Genomic DNA, 18384 nt, shown 5'->3' on the forward strand with positions numbered 1-18384 from the left:
TTCGAGCGAAGTCGAGAAATCACACAAGTAACTCCACAACAGAAAGACATTTAGTTTGTCATTTCGAGCGAAGTCGAGAAATCGCACAAGCAACTCCACAACAGGAACACATTTAGTTAGTCATTTCGAGCGAAGTCGAGTCTCCTTCGTTGAAAGAACAAACGGGACGCTTATTCTTTCTAGAGTTAATCCAAGTATCCCTTGCTTTAACTCCAAAAAAAAACTCCATTCGACCGGCGAATGGAGTTATATCTCTAAAAGTATTTAAATTACTTTACAAATTCAATTTTTTGAACTTCTTCTTCATTGATGCTATCAAAGAATCCTTGTTCGTTCATCCAGTCATCACTAAATACTTTACTCATATAACGTGAACCGTGATCTGGGAAAATAGCAATAACATTACTGTCTTTGGTAAACTCACCTTCTTCGGCATATTGTTTAATAGCCTGCATTACAGCTCCGGATGTATACCCCACAAATAAACCTTCTTTACGGGTGATCTCTCTTGCTGAGTGAGCACTTTCTTCGTCGGTTACCTTCATGAATTTATCAATAATATCAAAATCAGTCGCAGATGGAATCAGGTTTTTACCTAAACCTTCAATACGATACGGATAAATCTCTTTGTTATCGAACTCTTTTGTTTCGTGGTATTTTTTTAATACCGATCCAAAAGCATCAACACCTAAGATTCTAATATTTGGATTTTGTTCTTTTAAGAATTTTGCGGTTCCGGAAATTGTTCCTCCTGTTCCGCTACAAGCAATAAGATGCGTGATTTGGCCTTTTGTCTGTTCCCAGATTTCAGGACCTGTGGTGTTGTAATGCGCATCAATATTTAACTGATTGAAATATTGATTAATATAAACCGAACCTTTAGTTTCTTCGTGTAATCTCTTGGCAACATTGTAGTATGATCTTTCATCATCTGCAGAAACGTGCGCCGGACAGACATATACTTTAGCTCCTAAACTTCTTAACATGTCAATTTTATCTTTCGATGATTTTGAACTTACAGCTAGAATACAATTATACCCTTTTATAATGCTGACCATTGCTAAACTAAAACCGGTATTTCCTGATGTAGTTTCGATTATGGTATCTCCCGGAGACAGAATTCCTTTCTTCTCGGCTTCTTCAATAATATATAATGCTATTCTATCTTTTGAGGAATGTCCCGGATTAAAAGCTTCTACCTTTGCGTAGAAATTTCCTTCTAACTCTTCGGTGACTTTATTTAGCTTAATAAGTGGTGTATTACCTATTAACTCTAAAACATTATTATAAGCATTTATTTCTTCTTTCATAAAAAAATAGTTAATCAAAGGCATTTTTAAATAACCTCGATAGGTTGCAAATTTAACAAAAAAAATCTAATTAGCTTTTAATTTTTTCTAAATCTAATAAAAAACTAAATTCCTTTGCTAAGTCTTTTAGTGCTTCAAACCTTCCTGAAGCACCGCCATGTCCGGCATCCATATTGGTATCTAAAAACAAAAAATTATTATTTGTTTTCATTTCTCTCAATTTGGCTACCCACTTGGCTGGTTCCCAATATTGCACTTGCGAATCATGCAATCCTGTAGAAACGTACATATTTGGATATTGTTGCGCTTTTACATTATCATAAGGCGAATAAGACAACATATAATCGTAATACTTTTTATTGTTTGGGTTCCCCCATTCGTCATACTCTCCTGTCGTTAATGGAATACTATCATCAAGCATTGTTGTAACAACATCAACAAAAGGCACCTGAGCAATAACTCCGTTATACAGTTCCGGGGCTTCATTTATGATAACTCCCATCAATAACCCTCCTGCTGATCCTCCTTCTGCATACAAATGTTTCGAAGAAGTAAATTTTTCGTTAATTACAAATTTAGAGCAATCGATGAAATCTGTAAAGGTATTTTTCTTTTTTAACAGTTTCCCGTCTTCATACCATTGTCTTCCTAAGTCTTCTCCTCCTCTAATATGGGCAATTGCATATACAAATCCACGATCTAACAAAGAAAGTCTTGTAGACGAGAAATAAGCATCCATTGTCATTCCGTATGAACCATATGCGTACAACAATAAAGGATTTTTACCATTTTTCTCGAGTCCTTTTCTGTAAACGATAGAAATAGGCACTTTTACACCGTCTCTGGCAGTAGCCCAAATACGTTCTTCGATATAATTTTCTTTATCAAACTTCCCTCCTAAAACCGCTTGTTCTTTTAAGATTTCTTTGGTTTTAGTTTTCATATTAAAATCAATCACAGACGATGGCGTTGCAAGCGATTGATAGCTATAACGCAAAATATCAGTATCAAAATCAATATTTGTTGTCGTATAAGCACTGTACGTTTCGCTTCCAAAAGGCAGATAATAATCCGGTTCGTCCTTCCAAGGCATGATTCGAATATGATTCAATCCATTGGAGCGTTCTTCGACAACCAGATAATTTTTAAAAATCTCAATGTCTTCCAACAAAACATCTTCACGATGCGGGATAAGATCTGCCCAGTTTCTCTTTTCTGTTCTGTTTTCAGGCGTTTTCATCAACTTAAAGTTCGTTGCCTTATCTTTATTGGTTAAGATATAAAACGAATCTTCGTAATGCGAAATACTATATTCTAAACCACGTACACGGTGCTGAAAAACCTCAAACTCCCCGTCCGGATTGTCTGAATTCAGGATTCTGTGTTCAGTAGTAAGTGTACTTCCGGATCCGATTACAATGTATTTTCTTGATTTTTCTTTGCTGATGGAAACATTAAAGGTATCATCTGTTTCATTAAAAACCAGTACATCTTTCTCAGAACTTGTATTTAGTTTATGTCGGAATACTTTATCGGCTCTTAAGGTAACTTCGTCTTGTTTGGTATAAAAAATAGTATGGTTATCATTTGCCCAAACAGAACCGCCTGTAGCATTTTCAATTTTATCTGCCAGAATTTCTCCTGTTTCCAAGTTTTTAAACTGAATCGTATAGATTCTTCTCCCCACAATATCCACTCCAAAACTGGCAAATTTATTGTCCGGACTTATGCTTAAACCTCCTAGTTTAAAGTAAGCGTGACCTACTGCCAATTCATTACAATTGAATAAAATTTCTTCAGCAGCAGAAAGGCTTCCTTTTTTTCTTGAAAAAATAGGATAGTTCTGTCCGGTTTCGAAACGAGTTATATAATAGTATCCATTATAAAAATAAGGAACCGATGAATCATCTTCTTTAATCCTCCCTTTCATTTCTTCATACAAGGCATTCTGAATTTCCTTTGTATGTGCTGTCATACTTTCGTAATAAGCATTTTCCTGATTCAGATAATCTATTACCTCAGGATTCTCACGATTATTCAACCAAAAATAGTTGTCGATTCGGGTTTCTTTATGCTTTTTTAATTTCTTTTCAATTATTTTGGCCTTTGGAGCCGTTATATCATTTGGCATAGATTGAGCATTAGTTTTTAAATAAGAAGGAGCAAAAGTAGCACAAACACAATAAAACAGAATTAATTTTTTCATAAAATATTGTATTGAAATACTAGAGCAATATACTAATTTTGTACGGAATAATTTAAAAATCAACAAAAATGGATTTAATGGGAATGATGGGCAAACTTAAAGAAACCCAACAAAAAATTGAAGATACAAAAAAGCGCCTGGATACTGTTTTAATCGACGAACAAAGTGCTGATGGATTATTAAAAGTGACCTTAACTGCAAATAGAAAGATAACTTCCATTTCAATTGACGACTCTTTATTGGAAGACAAAGAGCAATTAGAAGATTACTTAATTGTAACAATCAATAAAGCGATTGAAAAGGCTACAGGTGTAAACGAAAGAGAATTGGACGCCGTTGCAAAAATGGATATGCCAATGATTCCGGGAATGGACAACTTGTTTAAATAAGAATGTTTCAAGTTTCAGGTTTCAGGTTTCAAGTTATACGTATTACGAAAAACCTGAAACTTGAAACCTGAAACAAAATTTAAACTCTTTTTTTCTTAAAACTTCGAAAGTGTCTCCAAAACATACGTATGCATCACTTCTCTATAATCCAGATGCGTTACGATTCGGAGTTTATTGTGTCCCATTAAACTTATTGAAATATTTTTCTGTTTCAATTTTTCTACTAAGAGCTGGTCGCTGTAGTTTTCAGCCAGTGAAAAAATCAAAATATTAGTTTCTACCGGTTCTATTGCCGCTATCCAGGGTTTTGTACTTAAAACTGCTGCAATTTCTTTAGCTCTGCGGTGATCTTCGGCCAATCTTTCAATATTATGAGCCAAAGCATAGAGTCCGGCTGCTGCCAAATACCCCACCTGACGCATTCCACCTCCAAGTATTTTCCTGATTCTCAACGCTCTATGGATATCAGCTTTAGATCCTAACAAAACAGAACCGATTGGCGCACCCAATCCTTTAGACAAACAAACCGAAATAGTATCGAAAATTGCTCCAAATTCTTTTGGATTTTGTCTTTTTGCTACCAACGCATTCCAAATTCTGGCGCCATCCAAATGAAACTTCAAATTATTGGCATCGCAGACTTTTTTTATCTCTCTTAAATCTTCTAATTCGTAACAAGCACCACCTCCTTTATTGGTTGTATTTTCGACACAAACCAAACTTGTTAAAGGACTATGATAGAATTCAGGATCATTAATCGCTGCTGCTACCTGAGTAGCATTGATCATGCCGCGATGTCCATCTATTAAACAACAGGAAACACCACTATTAAAAGAAACACCTCCTCCTTCATAATGATAAACATGCGCGTATTTGTCCGCAATTAATTGTTCTCCCGGTTGGGTGTGTAATTTGATTGCAGTTTGGTTAGCCATAGTTCCGGATGGAAAAAAAAGCCCGGCCTCCATTCCAAAAAACTCCGCTACTCTGGTTTCAAGCTCAATGACTGTCGGGTCTTGTTTGTATACATCATCACCGACTTGGGCATTAAACATATACTGCAACATTTCCAGAGAAGGTTTGGTAATGGTATCGCTAATTAAATTTATTTCCATATTCTAAAAACTATGTCTTATTTTTGCACAACAAAATTACGTATTACTGACAGTTATTCGAGATAAGTTTTAATAAACTTTAACTAGTGAATATCCCAGAACCAAATTAACGTAATATTTATAAAAAACATATAAAACTTGTATTAATTTATGACAACTACCGAACAAATTAAAGGTATTGTGGAGCGCCTTGGTGCGTTGAGGAGGTATCTTTGACGTTGATGCCAAGCTAATCGAAATTGCCAACGAAGAAGAAAAAACCTTCGCACCTGACTTCTGGAACAATCCTAAAGAAGCTGAAATCATTGTAAAAAACCTTCGGAACAAGAAAAAATGGATCGAAGATTATGACAAAGCCATTGAACTTACAGATGAATTACAGCTTGCTTATGATTTCTATAAAGAAGGGGAACTTTCAGCCGAGGAATTAGACGAGCATTACAACACTACGCAATCGCATATTGAAAACATAGAATTCAAAAACATGCTTTCCGACGAAGGTGACAGTTTGAGTGCTGTGGTTCAAATTACGGCGGGTGCCGGTGGAACTGAAAGTTGTGACTGGGCCGGAATGCTGATGCGCATGTACATCATGTGGGGCGAAAGTTACGGTTTCAAAATAAAAGAACTGAACTTTCAGGCTGGCGAGGTGGCAGGAATCAAGACTGTTACTTTAGAGTTTGAAGGAGATTATTCTTTTGGGTACTTAAAAGGAGAAAACGGCGTACATCGTTTAGTTCGAATTTCGCCTTTTGACAGTAATGCCAAACGTCATACGTCATTTGCATCAGTTTATGTATACCCACTTGTTGACGATAGTATCGAAATCGACATTAACCCTGCCGATATCGAGATTACAACTTCCCGTTCGAGTGGTGCCGGAGGACAAAACGTAAATAAGGTAGAAACCAAAGTACAATTGGTTCACAAACCAACCGGAATTCAGATTCAATGTTCTGAAACCCGTTCTCAGCAAGACAACAGACAACGTGCCATGCAGATGTTACGTTCTCAGTTATACGAAATTGAGCTTAAAAAACAACAAGCCCAACGTGCTGATATCGAAGCCGGAAAAATGAAAATCGAATGGGGTTCGCAAATCCGTAATTACGTTATGCAACCTTATAAATTAGTAAAAGATGTTCGTACAGGTTACGAAACCAGCGATGTTGATGGCGTAATGAACGGAAATATTGATCCTTTCCTAAAAGCATTTCTAATGATGATGGGCCAACGGGAGGAGGAATAGTTTTTTTAGTCGCAGTTTTCAGTCGCAGTCGCAGTTTTACTCTTTGATTAAATTCAAAAGCAAAACCGTCAAGTAAACTGAAAACTGAGACTAAAAACTTGAAACCTGAAACTTGAAACCTGAAACTTGAAACTTGAAACTTGAAACTTGAAACTTTAAAAAAAAACTACTTATGATCAAATGGGCAGATGTAATTCGTTTTACAAATAAAGGAAATCCGGCTCCTGAAAAGAGAGTGGAAAAAACAGAAGAAGAATGGAAACAACTTCTAACTGCTGAAGAATATCAGGTAACTCGTTTAAAAGGAACAGAAAGATCTTTTAGTTCTGAGTTATGCAGTTTATTTGATCCCGGAATTTATGAATGTAAATGTTGTGGTACGCTACTTTTTGATGCCAGTGAAAAATTTGAATCAGGAACAGGCTGGCCCTCCTTTACGCAACCGATTAAAGAAAATGCAATCGCTTATAACGCCGACAAATCTTACGGAATGATTCGTGTTGAGGTAGTTTGTAATACTTGTGACGGACATTTAGGACACGTTTTTCCAGATGGCCCGGAGCCAAGCGGATTGCGTTACTGTATCAATGCTATATCTCTTTCTAAAATAAAAGAGTAATTAATTCAAGTTATAAGTTTTCTTATGCCGAAAGCTAAATCAACTTAAGGTCTGTAAAAGCATTTTATTGAATAATCTCCTGCTTTAGTTTGAGGAATATAGTTAAGATGTTTTTTCACGCAGATTTTGCGGATTTTGCGGATTTTTTTTATTTCAATCTGCTAAAATCTGTGGGAGACTTTTTTTGACAATCCTTAACTTAATGATATTGAACCAAAGCTTGAGGCAAATCAAATAGTAAAAAATTCAAAAAGGATAATTATTTACAAACCAATTATTCAGAATAGCGATTCCTTAGTAGTAAGTGAATCGCTTTTTATTTTAGTCTTATAAAGTAAACGATTATTGTAAGTCGCTTTTAAAAGTAATCCGCTGCTAAATCATTTCTTCCGTTTTTATAAATCATACTATTTATACTACTATTTTTTCATACAATCTCCCCATCACTAAAAAAACTTTTTTTCGCCACTATTTTACGCTTCACTCTCATTATGAACGAATTACAATAAAAATCAAAATCAAAATTCGGAATGAGTTCAAAAAACCGAAAATTGTAATTTTTCCGATCTCTCTTTTTTCATAAAAAAGAAACAACAAAGCAGGTAGTACGGCATAAAACATCAAAAGCAACCCACAATAAACACATGATAACCAACAAAATAAAACCTTATTCTTCTTTTTATTTTTTACTGAGATTTACATATTTAAACTACAAAATCAGCAGCGAAATCAAAATTTACACAAACCTGAAAATTGCACAACAATCAAAAAATTAGTAGTTCTAGTATTAAATTTGTAATATTTAAACTATTATTTAGAGAGTAATTTAAAAAACTTAAAAAGAACATTAGGTAATTCGAATCAAATTGATTTTATTTGGCAAAAAATAACCCCTACAATCAATTTAATTCATTCATGAAATCCTATTCAATCCAAGAAATTAACGAAGTCATAAAAGGTGAAATTTATGGCACTACTTCGCAAAGCGTAACTGCAACAGAGCAACTGGAAAAAGCAACAACTACTGAAATTTCTTTCATAGGAAATAAAAAATATGAAAAATTATGGGAAGCTTCAAAAGCCTCAATAGCAGTTGTTAATGAAGATATTTCGATTGAACCTGGAGATAATCGTGCTTTTATAAAAGTAAAAAACGCCGATTTAGCGATGTCTCAAATTCTTGCCCTTTTTGCCCCACCTACTCCAATATTTCACAATCAAATCCACAGAACTGCGGTTATTGACGAAACTGCTATTATTGGTGAAGGAAGTAAAATTGGTGCAGGCTGTTATATTGGTCCAAAAGTAGAAATTGCTGCTAATGTGACCATCTATCCAAATGTGACTATTTTAGACGAATGTACTATCGGTAAAAACACCGTTATCTGGTCAGGAACCGTAGTGCGCGAGCGTTGCCATATTGGTAGCGATTGTATCATTCATCCAAATGCAACAATTGGAGCTGACGGTTTCGGATTCCGTCCTTGTAAGGAGAAAGGATTGGTTAAAATTCCACAAATCGGAAATGTAATTATCGGAAACGGAGTTGAAATTGGAGCCAATTCCTGTGTGGATCGTGGTAAATTCAGTTCAACCATTCTTGGTGACGGTTGTAAAATTGATAATTTAGTTCAAATCGGACATAACAGCAAATTAGGTAAATTTTGTATTATGGCCGGAAACAGTGGTTTAGCAGGTTCTGTAACCCTTGGTAACGGCGTAATAATTGGCGGTAGTGCCTCTATTAAAGACCACACCACTATCGGTGACGGAGCCATTGTAGGTGCCGGTTCCGGAGTTGTTGGAGATATCCCTGCCGGAAAAACAATGTTGGGTTATCCTGCTGTAGAAGCTCGTGATGCTCTAAAACAATGGGCAATCCTAAAAAGATTGGTTTGCGAATCTAAAAAATAATCGTACGATTTATACATATACTAAACAGGAGTTCGCTCCTGTTTTTTTTTGCTCTTTATTTACAAAAAAGAAATCAAATTTCAATTTTAAATCCATAATAGTTTATTTCAATTGATTTTGTAAATTAGCGCAGACTATTTTGTAAAAAAATCAATTTCTTATGGATTTAAACTTCAATAAAAACGAAGATCACAATAAATTACTACTTTCTGAATTAAAACACAGATTTGCTAAAGTCAAATTAGGGGGAGGTGAAAAGCGAATTGCAAAACTTCATGCAGAAGGCAAAATGACAGCCCGCGAACGTATCGATTATTTACTGGATGAAAATGCTAAAAGTATCGAAATCGGAGGATTTGTCGGAGACGGAATGTATGCCGAACATGGAGGCTGTCCTTCCGGTGGTGTGGTTATCAAAATAGGATACATAAGAGGAAAACAATGCATTGTGGTGGCCAATGATGCTACTGTAAAAGCAGGTGCCTGGTTTCCTATTACAGGAAAGAAAAACTTACGCGCTCAGGAAATCGCAATGGAAAACAGATTACCTATCATCTATTTGGTGGACAGTGCCGGTGTTTATCTGCCATTACAAGATGAAATTTTTCCTGATAAAGAACATTTTGGACGTATTTTTAGAAATAACGCTCAAATGAGCAGTATGGGAATTACCCAAATAGCTGCCGTAATGGGCAGTTGTGTAGCCGGTGGTGCCTATCTGCCAATTATGAGTGATGAAGCTCTAATTGTAGACAAAACCGGAAGTATTTTTCTTGCCGGAAGCTACCTGGTAAAAGCGGCCATTGGTGAAACGATCGATAATGAAACTTTGGGTGGCGCAACAACACATTGCGAAATTTCGGGTGTAACCGATTATAAAGCAAAAGATGATGCCGATGCCTTAGATAAAATAAAAAACATCGTAGATAAAATAGGTGATTTTGATAAAGCCGGATACAGTCGTATCAAAGCCGAAAAACCTGCTTTAGAACCAAAAGATATTTACGGAATCCTGCCAAAAGCCAGAAACGAACAATATGACATGATGGAAATCATCAATCGTCTGGTTGACAATTCTGAATTTGAAGCTTATAAAGATGGTTATGGACAATCTTTGATCACCGGCTATGCGAGAATCGATGGTTGGGCAGTTGGTATTGTAGCCAATCAAAGAAAAGTAGTTAAAACCAAAAAAGGAGAAATGCAATTTGGAGGGGTTATCTACTCTGATAGTGCCGATAAAGCAACCCGTTTTATTGCCAATTGCAACCAGAAGAAAATTCCCCTTGTCTTTTTACAAGATGTGACCGGTTTTATGGTTGGATCAAAATCAGAACATGGCGGAATTATAAAAGACGGCGCGAAAATGGTAAATGCTGTGAGTAATTCAGTAGTTCCGAAATTTACCGTAATTGTGGGTAACTCATATGGAGCCGGAAATTATGCCATGTGTGGAAAAGCCTATGATCCAAGATTGATTTTTGCCTGGCCAAGTGCGGAACTTGCCGTTATGGGCGGAACTCAGGCCGCAAAAGTATTGGCTCAAATTGAAGCCTCTTCGCTTAAAGCTAAAGGAGAGATTGTAGATGAAGCCAAAGAAACAGAATTGTTTACCAAAATAAAAGCACGCTACGACGAACAGACGTCTCCATATTACGCTGCTTCGAGATTATGGACAGATGCCATTATTGACCCTTTAGATACCCGTACATGGATTTCTATGGGAATTGAGGCTGCCAATCATGCTCCTATTCAAAAACCATTTAATTTGGGTGTAATTCAGGTATAACTTTTAAGGGATTCTTAAAATACGTTAAATTAAAAGTAAAAAACTTATTTTAAGTCCCTTAAAAATATTTATCTAATTAAAAATTAGTAACTTAGTGTGTAATTTTTAATCAGGTAACATCATGGAAAATGTAAAAAGCTTGAATAAATGGGCTAATTCGCACACTTATTTGCCAGTAGATTTAATACGTATTGTATTGGGCATTTTTTTATTTATGAAAGGAATTTCATTTGTAACCAATGTTCAATATCTGCATGATTTGATTTCACCAATTGACCAATTTGGAGGCGGAATGTTTCTCTTACATTATATTGCGCCAGCCCATATGATTGGAGGAATCATGATTTTCTTTGGATTACTCACCCGTTGGGCAATTGCCGCGCAATTACCCATACTATTTGGAGCTGTTCTCGTAAATTCCATGGGACATATGCACTCTGAAAATCTGACTGTAGCCATAGTCGTTTTATTAGTTTGTATTTTCTTTTTGTTCTACGGAGGCGGAAAACACTCGGCTGATTATTATTTCAAAATGCAAAAATAACCTATAGTTCATTTAGAGAATATTCAAAAAAATCATTAAAAAGGTATTTTTGAATAGCCATTGGTTTTAACCAACGGATTTAAAAAGGACAATAATGCAGGCTTTAGCCAAAACTTTACACTTAAGGTTTTTGGCTAAAGCCTTTTGACGTAAACATATACGACCGTTGGTTAAAACCAACGGCTATTCAAATCCGGATTAATTAGTTGCAATGGAAAGGAAAATTTTAATATCAATACTCGGTATTGACAATAAAATAGGCACTCTGAAAATCTGACTGTAGCCATAGTCGTTTTATTAGTTTGCATTTTCTTTTTGTTCTACGGAGGCGGAAAACACTCGGCTGATTATTATTTCAAAATGCAAAAATAATATTGTTTTATCCTCAATTGTATCGCAAAACTGTTGAGGATAAAATAATAACACCTTTCTTTAGCGTTAATTAATTCTTTAAAATTTCTTTAATTGTCTTTTATGAATTAAATTCGCCGCTATGAACGGGATTCGCAGAACCATTATCTTTTTTTCACTTTTAATTATAAGTTTCTTTGCTTGTCAGGGGAATGAAATTACTGTTGAAAAAACTCAAACGGAGAAAAGAGATCCTGCGTTCTCTATGGAATCACCTGATTCTTTAGCTTTCATACAACCTCAGGCAAGCTATCAATTTGTTGCAAATATCAAAACCAACTATCCAAACATAGTTAAATGGTTTGATGCTATATTGATGCCCATTCCAAGACATCAGGCCGTAAAATCAGCATCCAATTTTGCTAATCAACATTTAAATCAGAGTAAAAGAATACTACTTCTACTCTATCCTTTCCATCATTTTTGGTAATTAATTTTTGAAATTTCAAACGGAAGAAGTTCGTTCTTCTCCAATCATTAAACGGTTTTCCTTATGAAAGCGGTTTAACTATTTCATTCAATTAAACTTCAAAAACAAAATGGATACAAGTGTAACTATTATTGGTATTGTGATTGCGATCATAGTAGCCATCCCTATATATTTTTCTGCAAGAACAAATGCCGTAAACAAAGCAAAAATTTTAGACATAAAAAAAAGATTCAACCCAAATCACCCACAGGACTTCGATTTAACGGAATCTCAAAACAATAAAACGCTTACTATTGATCAGAAAAACGGGAAATTTATTTTGATGAATTTCAATCCAAATCAACAGGAATCTACCTACGTGGATTTAAAAAACATTTCTTCCTGTAAATTGGTTCCGACTACTGAATCCGGTTCAGATACCATCTTGAAAATCGATTTTGAGTTTCAGGAAAAAGAAACCTCCAAAAAAATTACAATTCCATTCTATGATTTTGATGACGATCGCATCAAACAAATAAGTGCTTATCAAGATCAGCAGTTTGCAAAAAAATGGCTTAAAATCATTCAGGATTCTATTTAATGTTAGTTATTTAATTCACCGAAGAGGCTCAATTGAGCCTCTTTTTTTGTGCCGGTCGTATGACATTTATCATTTTATATGTTGGCCTCGCTCCTTAATTTTGATAAATCGAAAATCCATTTTTATGAAAATTTCACTCACACAGAAATACAATGTTCCCGGTCCAAGATATACCAGTTACCCTACTGTTCCGTATTGGAATGAGTCTGATTTTACAGAACAAAAATGGATAGAGTCGTTTCAAAAAGCCTTTTCAGAAAGTAATACCCAAAACGGAATTAGTTTGTATATCCATCTCCCTTTTTGCGAAAGCATGTGTACTTTTTGCGGTTGCAACAAACGAATCACAAAAAATCATACGGTTGAAGAAACGTATATAAAAGCACTTTTAAAAGAGTGGAGTTTGTATTGCAAACTTTTCACAGAAAAACCACTTATAAAAGAAATACACTTGGGAGGAGGTACGCCCACTTTTTTTTCTGTAAACAATTTAGAACACCTCATCAACGGAATTTTCTCTTTTGCCAATAAAGCAGATCATTATGAATTTAGCTTTGAAGGCCATCCCAACAATACAACTTACGAACAACTCAAAAAATTATATGAATTAGGTTTTCGCAGGGTTAGTTTTGGTGTTCAGGATTATGCAGAAAAAGTGCAGAAAGCAATTCACCGCATTCAGCCTTTTCATAACGTAGCCAAAGTATCGTTTTGGGCAAAAGAAATCGGATATACTTCTATTAGCCACGATTTGATCTTTGGATTGCCTTTTCAGAATGTGGAAAACATAATTGATACGGTCGAAAAAACAAATTCTCTAAAACCGGACCGATTGGCTTTTTACAGCTATGCTCACGTGCCGTGGATAAAAGGGAATGGCCAACGTGGTTTTAATGATGAAAACCTCCCAAAAGATGCCGAAAAACGACAACTGTATGAGATTGGAAAACAATTACTTTCTGAAAATGGCTATCACGAAATTGGTATGGATCATTTTGCTTTAAAAACAGATAGTTTGTATAAGGCTTCGCAAAGCAACCAATTACACCGAAACTTTATGGGATATAGCGCTTCTAAAACCCAACTCATGATTGGATTGGGCGTTTCTTCTATTAGTGACAGTTGGTACAGTTTTGCTCAAAACACCAAGAATCTGGAAGATTATTACCAATTGTTGGAATGGGATAAATTGCCTGTTGTTAAAGGGCATGTTCTTACTGATGAAGATCTGACAATTAGAAAACATATTTTAAATCTTACCTGTGAATTTGAAACTTCCTGGAATAATAAAACAGGCTATTTTAAAGAACTTCCCGCTGTTTTATTTGATTTGAAAGAGATGGAAAGAGATCATTTAATTGTAATAGAAGAGTACAGAATAAAAATTACGGAAGCCGGAAAACCTTTTGTTCGCAATATTTGTATGGCTTTTGATCTGCATTTAAAAAGAAAGTCACCGGAAACAAACTTGTTTTCGATGACCATTTAAGTTTAATGACAATTGGGCGTTTGCTGTACAAATAAACTCATATTTGATGGTGACAGGTACGGAATTCCGAGCCCCAAACCCCTTAAGATAAACAAAACTCCAATAAGCACCGCTACGTACGGAATGACTTTCTGAATTCTGTTTCTGAAGGATACCGTAATTATCGAGTTGATGTACACTACAAGGGTCATTAACGGCACTGTACCCAGTCCAAACAAAAGCATATACAAAACTCCTAAACCGGCACTTTGCATGGCCATTGCTCCAAATAAAGCCACATAAACCATTCCGCAAGGCAGGAATCCGTTTAATAAACCGATTAGAAAAAGGGATTTGTAACTCTTGTTTTTAAAATGACTTCCTAAACTTGATTTTATTTTTGAAATGATTTTGTAAACGGGTTTCGAAAAATTGTATTTAGAAATTGTTTTCTCCGGAATCAAAACCACAAGTATCATGGCGACACCTATAAAAATGGACATTTTTTGCTGTAATCCTGCCAAAAAGAAAACTCTTCCCAGTAGTCCAAATAGTAATCCTATAATGGCATAAGCTGTTAATCGCCCCAAGTGATAGGTCATAATCTGGGCGCTCTTTTTGGCTTCATTGGTACGATCTACAGGTAACATCATCGCAATCGGGCCGCACATTCCTATGCAGTGAAAACTACTGATGAGTCCGAATATAAAAGCTGAATATAACATCTTGCTTCGTATTAATTGACATAAATCACTTCTTTTGACAAGTATTTTATTCCATTATACTGCCATTCCATATGGACATCCCAGCGTCCTTTGATTAATTTTTTCTGCGGAATTAACAATGCATTATTGGTCAAGGCGATTTCTGTATCAAAATCAAATTTCTTGTTTGATGGTCGATACAATAGTACATTTCCTTTTATTTTTTCATTTTCAAATGTATTCGGAAAAGCTATTTTTAAACCCTCAGCGGTATAAATCATAGAAGGTTTATTCTTTAGATCATGGGCATTCTGAATTCTTGCCATCTCGTCCTGAAAATGCGAATCGTGTTTGTAATATTCCTCGACAACCAGATCGTTATCGTATTTACTATTCGATTGTACTTCAAAAACAAAATATAAAATAAAGGTCATAAATAATCCAAACGCGATTACTATTCCTGTTCCCCAATTGATTTTCATGGTAGTATTATTTTAATTATTTTTTTTCACGCAGATTTTGCGGATTCTGCGGATTTTTTTTGTTTCAATCTGCCTAAATCTGCGTGAGACTTTTTTTGATGATTCTTTACTTGATGACGTTGGGCTAAAGTACGATGTCATTGAGTAAAGAGATTTTTTTCACGCAGATTTTGCAGATTCTGCGGATTTTTTTTATTTCAATCTGCTTAAATCTGCGTGAGACTTTTTTTGATGATTCTTAACTTGATGACGTTGGGCTAAAGTACGATGTCATTGAGTTAAGAGGTTTTTTTTTACGCAGATTTTGCGGATTTTGCGGATTTTTTTTATTTCAATCTGCTTCAATCTGCGTGAAACTTTTTTTGATGATTCTTTACTTGATGGCATTGTGCTTTAGCCTAAAGAATTACGGTATATTTTGGCTAAAGCCATTTTATTTTTAATCCCAACAACATTTCTACAGCTAAAGCTGTAGGCAATTCATAATGATCCTTTTATAAATCTTTTAATTTTTAATCTTTAATTTTTAATTCTTAATTCTTACAGTATTACCATTCAGAAAACGAGGTATAACTTGTTTCATTTTAGGGATAAGCCACCAAAACTTGAATTAATTAAAACTTCGTGGTCCCAAAAAATTTGTCGTGGCTGTTTCCAGTAACTGATTTCCGTTATAAATTCCAATTTTGACTTTAGTTTTGTCGCTTTCTAAAAGTGTTTTGTCAATTTCTATAAAAAGAGTTCCTTGCGAAATTCCTTCTTTCAATACTTTAAAATGTTGCTTTCCGACGTTTTTAATTGCTCCTTTTTGGTCTATGAGCTCAAAATGGATATAGGGATACTCTTTCATCGTTTTGTTTACAATCTTATAAGTATACACATTACTTATTTTATCGCCTTTGTGCTGAAAAAGCTGTCCAGGAAGTCTCAAAACAATCGCCTGAACATCTGTTCTTAAAAATAACATTCCAACAAAAACACTCAACAATATCAATAAAACGGCGGTGTAGCCTTTCATTCTGGCGGTAAATTTAAAAGGTGCTTTTTTCTCAATTTCATCCTCAGAAGCGTATCTGATAAGTCCTTTCGGCAAACCTACCGTTTCCATTATAGTATCGCATTCGTCAATACAGGCAGTACAATTGGTACATTCTAACTGAGTGCCGTTTCTGATATCAATTCCCATTGGGCAAACATGAACACATTGATGACAATCAATACAATCTCCTTTTCCTATGGTCGCTCTGTCTTCTTTTTTACTGAATTTTGCTCTGCCGGTTTCTTTTTCGCCACGAACAAAATCATAGGCCACATTTATTGATTTATTGTCTAAAAGTACTCCTTGCAAACGACCATAAGGGCACGCAATGATACAAACCTGCTCACGAAACCAGACAAAAACAAAATAAAACACCGCTGTAAAAATCAGCAACGCAATAAAGTTACTGGCCTGTTCAAGAGGTCCTTGTTCAATCATTAAAAACAAGGTATCACTCCCTACTAAATACGCCAGAAAGACATTTGCAATTCCAAAAGAGATTAGAAAAAAGACGATCCATTTTAAAACTCTTTTGCGAATTTTTTCAGCATTCCATTCTTGTTTTGACAATCGCAACTGAGCGCCACGATCTCCATCAATCCAATATTCGATCCGACGAAAAACCATCTCGAGAAATATGGTCTGCGGACAAATCCAACCGCAAAAAATCCTTCCAAAGACCACGGTAAACAGAATAATAAAAACGATACCGACCAGCATGGAGATCACAAAAAGATAAAAATCCTGTGGCCAAAATGGAAATCCGAAAATAGTAAACCGACGTTCCAAAACATTGAACATCATAAATTGATTTCCGTTTATTTTTATAAATGGGTTAGCTATTAAAATGGCTAATAACACATAGCTAACCCATTTTCTATACTCATAAAATTTACCCGACGGTTTCTTAGGAAAAATAAACTTCCTTTTACCACCTTCATCAATAGTTCCAATGGTATCTCTAAATGTTTCGTCCGGTAAATTTGACATGGTATTTCTTTTATTATTTAACTTGCGTACTGTCTGCGGCTTTAGCAACCGCTGCTTCTTTTTTGGGAGCCGCTTCATCTACCCAAATTTCACCCTCTGATTCTTTCGGGTCTTTTGGATTGCTTCCTTGTAAAGACAAAATATAACTGGCTACTTTTTGAATTTCTTTAGGTTTTAAAGTTCCTTTCCAGGAAATCATTCCTTTTCCGTCACGTCCGCCGTTGGTTATGGTGTGAAATAAATTTTTAATTCCTCCACCCAATATCCACTGATTATCTGTCAGGTTTGGTCCAATTTGCCCACCTCCATCAGCACGGTGGCAAGCGGCACAGTTGTTGGTAAAAATCTCTTTTCCGGCATCGAGACTTGGTGCATCTGTAAGCAGGACAACTGTTTTTTCATCCATTAAATCGGGGGCAGTCTTTAGGTATTCTTCTACATCAATTTTAGCCTGAGCCATCTCCATTTTTAGCTCCGTTTCCTGATCGTCACCACCAAACAATTCATATCGGGCGACATATATTACTCCGAAAATGACACAGATATAGAACAAATAGACCCACCAGGGTGGCAAATTATTATCAAGCTCTTTGATTCCGTCATAATCATGATCCATCAATAAGTCACCCTCTTTTTCTATGGGTTGAGTCTCGGTCAATTTTTGCATTAAGTTTTTGTACCAATTGCTTTCTGTCAGCGGCAGACTCTTTTCATACTCTATTTTTGCTTTTTCTTCGGGAGACAATAATTGAAACAAGACCCGATTTACAGCACTTAGTGTAATTTCTATTGCAATTAAAATGAATAAAAAGACCAGTAGAAAAACAGTAACCATCGGATATTTTACAAAAGCGGGCCTATCTCCTGAATCAATAAAATACTCCATCAAACCGAAAACGATAAAGAAAATCACGGGGACTCTTAGATATACGGGGAAAAACTTTTTCATTTTATTTGTCTTTTGATATTACACAAAGTCCTTCATCTAAAGGGATTGCACTCATTTCTCTAATTTTTTCTTTTTTATAGGAGAAAACCCAAAGGGCCAAACCCACAAAAAAGAAAAAGAATATCAGGAGGGAAAGTATCGGGTAAATTTCGATACCCGATATGTTTTCCATGTTGTGTTTAATTTGTTCGAACAT

Annotated in this window: 17 protein-coding genes; 9 read left to right on the forward strand and 8 right to left on the reverse strand. The window is 35.4% G+C overall.

What is annotated here, in order from left to right:
- Window positions 1-269 precede the first annotated feature (269 nt).
- Both AB674_RS09815 and AB674_RS09820 read right to left on the reverse strand, forming a co-directional pair.
- Window positions 270-1310 (reverse strand): PLP-dependent cysteine synthase family protein, encoded by a 1041-nt coding sequence (locus tag AB674_RS09815; RefSeq protein ID WP_047776313.1) that lies wholly within the window; start codon window positions 1308-1310, stop codon window positions 270-272.
- 70 nt (window positions 1311-1380) lie between these two features.
- The gene (locus tag AB674_RS09820) at window positions 1381-3516 is read right to left on the reverse strand and encodes a S9 family peptidase (RefSeq protein ID WP_047776124.1); all 2136 of its coding nucleotides are present in this window, start codon (window positions 3514-3516) and stop codon (window positions 1381-1383) included.
- A 68-nt stretch (window positions 3517-3584) separates the two neighbouring features.
- On the opposite strand from AB674_RS09820, the gene AB674_RS09825 reads away from it, so the two are divergent.
- Window positions 3585-3905: a YbaB/EbfC family nucleoid-associated protein gene (locus tag AB674_RS09825; RefSeq protein WP_047776126.1), complete on the forward strand. Its 321-nt coding sequence runs from the start codon at window positions 3585-3587 to the stop codon at window positions 3903-3905.
- Window positions 3906-4000: 95 nt separating this feature from the next.
- On the opposite strand, the gene AB674_RS09830 is transcribed toward AB674_RS09825, so the two are convergent.
- Window positions 4001-5020 (reverse strand): threonine aldolase family protein, encoded by a 1020-nt coding sequence (locus tag AB674_RS09830; protein ID WP_047776127.1) that lies wholly within the window; start codon window positions 5018-5020, stop codon window positions 4001-4003.
- 150 nt (window positions 5021-5170) lie between these two features.
- Between AB674_RS09830 and prfB the strand changes: the two genes are divergently transcribed.
- From prfB to hemN, 8 genes are all read left to right on the forward strand, one after another.
- A protein-coding gene (gene prfB / locus AB674_RS09835; RefSeq protein WP_117610300.1) for a peptide chain release factor 2 occupies window positions 5171-6269 on the forward strand; the annotation gives its coding sequence in 2 pieces (ribosomal slippage) (window positions 5171-5233 and window positions 5235-6269; 1098 coding nt in all).
- Between the two features lie 172 nt (window positions 6270-6441).
- Entirely contained in the window at window positions 6442-6888 is a 447-nt protein-coding gene (gene msrB, locus AB674_RS09840) for a peptide-methionine (R)-S-oxide reductase MsrB (RefSeq protein ID WP_047776131.1), read from the forward strand.
- A gap of 915 nt (window positions 6889-7803) precedes the next feature.
- Window positions 7804-8802: a UDP-3-O-(3-hydroxymyristoyl)glucosamine N-acyltransferase gene (gene lpxD, locus AB674_RS09845; RefSeq protein ID WP_047776132.1), complete on the forward strand. Its 999-nt coding sequence runs from the start codon at window positions 7804-7806 to the stop codon at window positions 8800-8802.
- A gap of 160 nt (window positions 8803-8962) precedes the next feature.
- Complete coding sequence (locus tag AB674_RS09850) at window positions 8963-10591, forward strand: acyl-CoA carboxylase subunit beta (RefSeq protein WP_047776134.1); 1629 nt, start codon at window positions 8963-8965, stop codon at window positions 10589-10591.
- 121 nt (window positions 10592-10712) lie between these two features.
- A complete protein-coding gene (locus AB674_RS09855; RefSeq protein ID WP_047776135.1) occupies window positions 10713-11135 on the forward strand; it encodes a DoxX family protein in 423 nt (140 codons plus the stop codon).
- A gap of 493 nt (window positions 11136-11628) precedes the next feature.
- Entirely contained in the window at window positions 11629-11976 is a 348-nt protein-coding gene (locus AB674_RS09860; RefSeq protein WP_047776137.1) for a hypothetical protein, read from the forward strand.
- A 109-nt stretch (window positions 11977-12085) separates the two neighbouring features.
- Entirely contained in the window at window positions 12086-12556 is a 471-nt protein-coding gene (locus AB674_RS09865) for a hypothetical protein (protein ID WP_047776139.1), read from the forward strand.
- Between the two features lie 124 nt (window positions 12557-12680).
- Window positions 12681-14045 carry an oxygen-independent coproporphyrinogen III oxidase gene (gene hemN / locus AB674_RS09870; RefSeq protein ID WP_047776140.1) on the forward strand — a complete coding sequence of 455 codons (1365 nt, stop codon included), beginning with the start codon at window positions 12681-12683 and terminating at the stop codon, window positions 14043-14045.
- Between the two features lie 2 nt (window positions 14046-14047).
- On the opposite strand, the gene AB674_RS09875 is transcribed toward hemN, so the two are convergent.
- From AB674_RS09875 to AB674_RS09895, 5 genes are all read right to left on the reverse strand, one after another.
- Entirely contained in the window at window positions 14048-14749 is a 702-nt protein-coding gene (locus AB674_RS09875; protein ID WP_047776142.1) for a sulfite exporter TauE/SafE family protein, read from the reverse strand.
- Window positions 14750-14760: 11 nt separating this feature from the next.
- Window positions 14761-15210, reverse strand: coding sequence for a FixH family protein (locus AB674_RS09880; protein ID WP_047776144.1), 450 nt, complete (start codon window positions 15208-15210; stop codon window positions 14761-14763).
- A 610-nt stretch (window positions 15211-15820) separates the two neighbouring features.
- Window positions 15821-17239 (reverse strand): cytochrome c oxidase accessory protein CcoG, encoded by a 1419-nt coding sequence (gene ccoG, locus AB674_RS09885; protein ID WP_047776145.1) that lies wholly within the window; start codon window positions 17237-17239, stop codon window positions 15821-15823.
- Window positions 17240-17252: 13 nt separating this feature from the next.
- Window positions 17253-18188 carry a cbb3-type cytochrome c oxidase N-terminal domain-containing protein gene (locus AB674_RS09890; protein ID WP_047776147.1) on the reverse strand — a complete coding sequence of 312 codons (936 nt, stop codon included), beginning with the start codon at window positions 18186-18188 and terminating at the stop codon, window positions 17253-17255.
- A gap of 1 nt (window position 18189) precedes the next feature.
- On the reverse strand, window positions 18190-18384 hold the full coding sequence (locus AB674_RS09895) for a cytochrome c oxidase subunit IV (RefSeq protein ID WP_047776148.1): 195 nt from the start codon (window positions 18382-18384) through the stop codon (window positions 18190-18192).

Source organism: Flavobacterium sp. ABG, assembly GCF_001027725.1.
Classification (GTDB): Bacteria; Bacteroidota; Bacteroidia; order Flavobacteriales; family Flavobacteriaceae; genus Flavobacterium; species Flavobacterium cupriresistens.

Coding starts and splice junctions, on each gene's coding strand:
- AB674_RS09815 (WP_047776313.1), bottom strand. CDS start 1,310: ATGAAAGAAGAAATAAATGCTTATAATAATGTTTTAGAGTTAATAGGT.
- AB674_RS09820 (WP_047776124.1), bottom strand. CDS start 3,516: ATGAAAAAATTAATTCTGTTTTATTGTGTTTGTGCTACTTTTGCTCCT.
- AB674_RS09825 (WP_047776126.1), top strand. CDS start 3,585: ATGGATTTAATGGGAATGATGGGCAAACTTAAAGAAACCCAACAAAAA.
- AB674_RS09830 (WP_047776127.1), bottom strand. CDS start 5,020: ATGGAAATAAATTTAATTAGCGATACCATTACCAAACCTTCTCTGGAA.
- msrB (WP_047776131.1), top strand. CDS start 6,442: ATGATCAAATGGGCAGATGTAATTCGTTTTACAAATAAAGGAAATCCG.
- lpxD (WP_047776132.1), top strand. CDS start 7,804: ATGAAATCCTATTCAATCCAAGAAATTAACGAAGTCATAAAAGGTGAA.
- AB674_RS09850 (WP_047776134.1), top strand. CDS start 8,963: ATGGATTTAAACTTCAATAAAAACGAAGATCACAATAAATTACTACTT.
- AB674_RS09855 (WP_047776135.1), top strand. CDS start 10,713: ATGGAAAATGTAAAAAGCTTGAATAAATGGGCTAATTCGCACACTTAT.
- AB674_RS09860 (WP_047776137.1), top strand. CDS start 11,629: ATGAACGGGATTCGCAGAACCATTATCTTTTTTTCACTTTTAATTATA.
- AB674_RS09865 (WP_047776139.1), top strand. CDS start 12,086: ATGGATACAAGTGTAACTATTATTGGTATTGTGATTGCGATCATAGTA.
- hemN (WP_047776140.1), top strand. CDS start 12,681: ATGAAAATTTCACTCACACAGAAATACAATGTTCCCGGTCCAAGATAT.
- AB674_RS09875 (WP_047776142.1), bottom strand. CDS start 14,749: ATGTTATATTCAGCTTTTATATTCGGACTCATCAGTAGTTTTCACTGC.
- AB674_RS09880 (WP_047776144.1), bottom strand. CDS start 15,210: ATGAAAATCAATTGGGGAACAGGAATAGTAATCGCGTTTGGATTATTT.
- ccoG (WP_047776145.1), bottom strand. CDS start 17,239: ATGTCAAATTTACCGGACGAAACATTTAGAGATACCATTGGAACTATT.
- AB674_RS09890 (WP_047776147.1), bottom strand. CDS start 18,188: ATGAAAAAGTTTTTCCCCGTATATCTAAGAGTCCCCGTGATTTTCTTT.
- AB674_RS09895 (WP_047776148.1), bottom strand. CDS start 18,384: ATGTTCGAACAAATTAAACACAACATGGAAAACATATCGGGTATCGAA.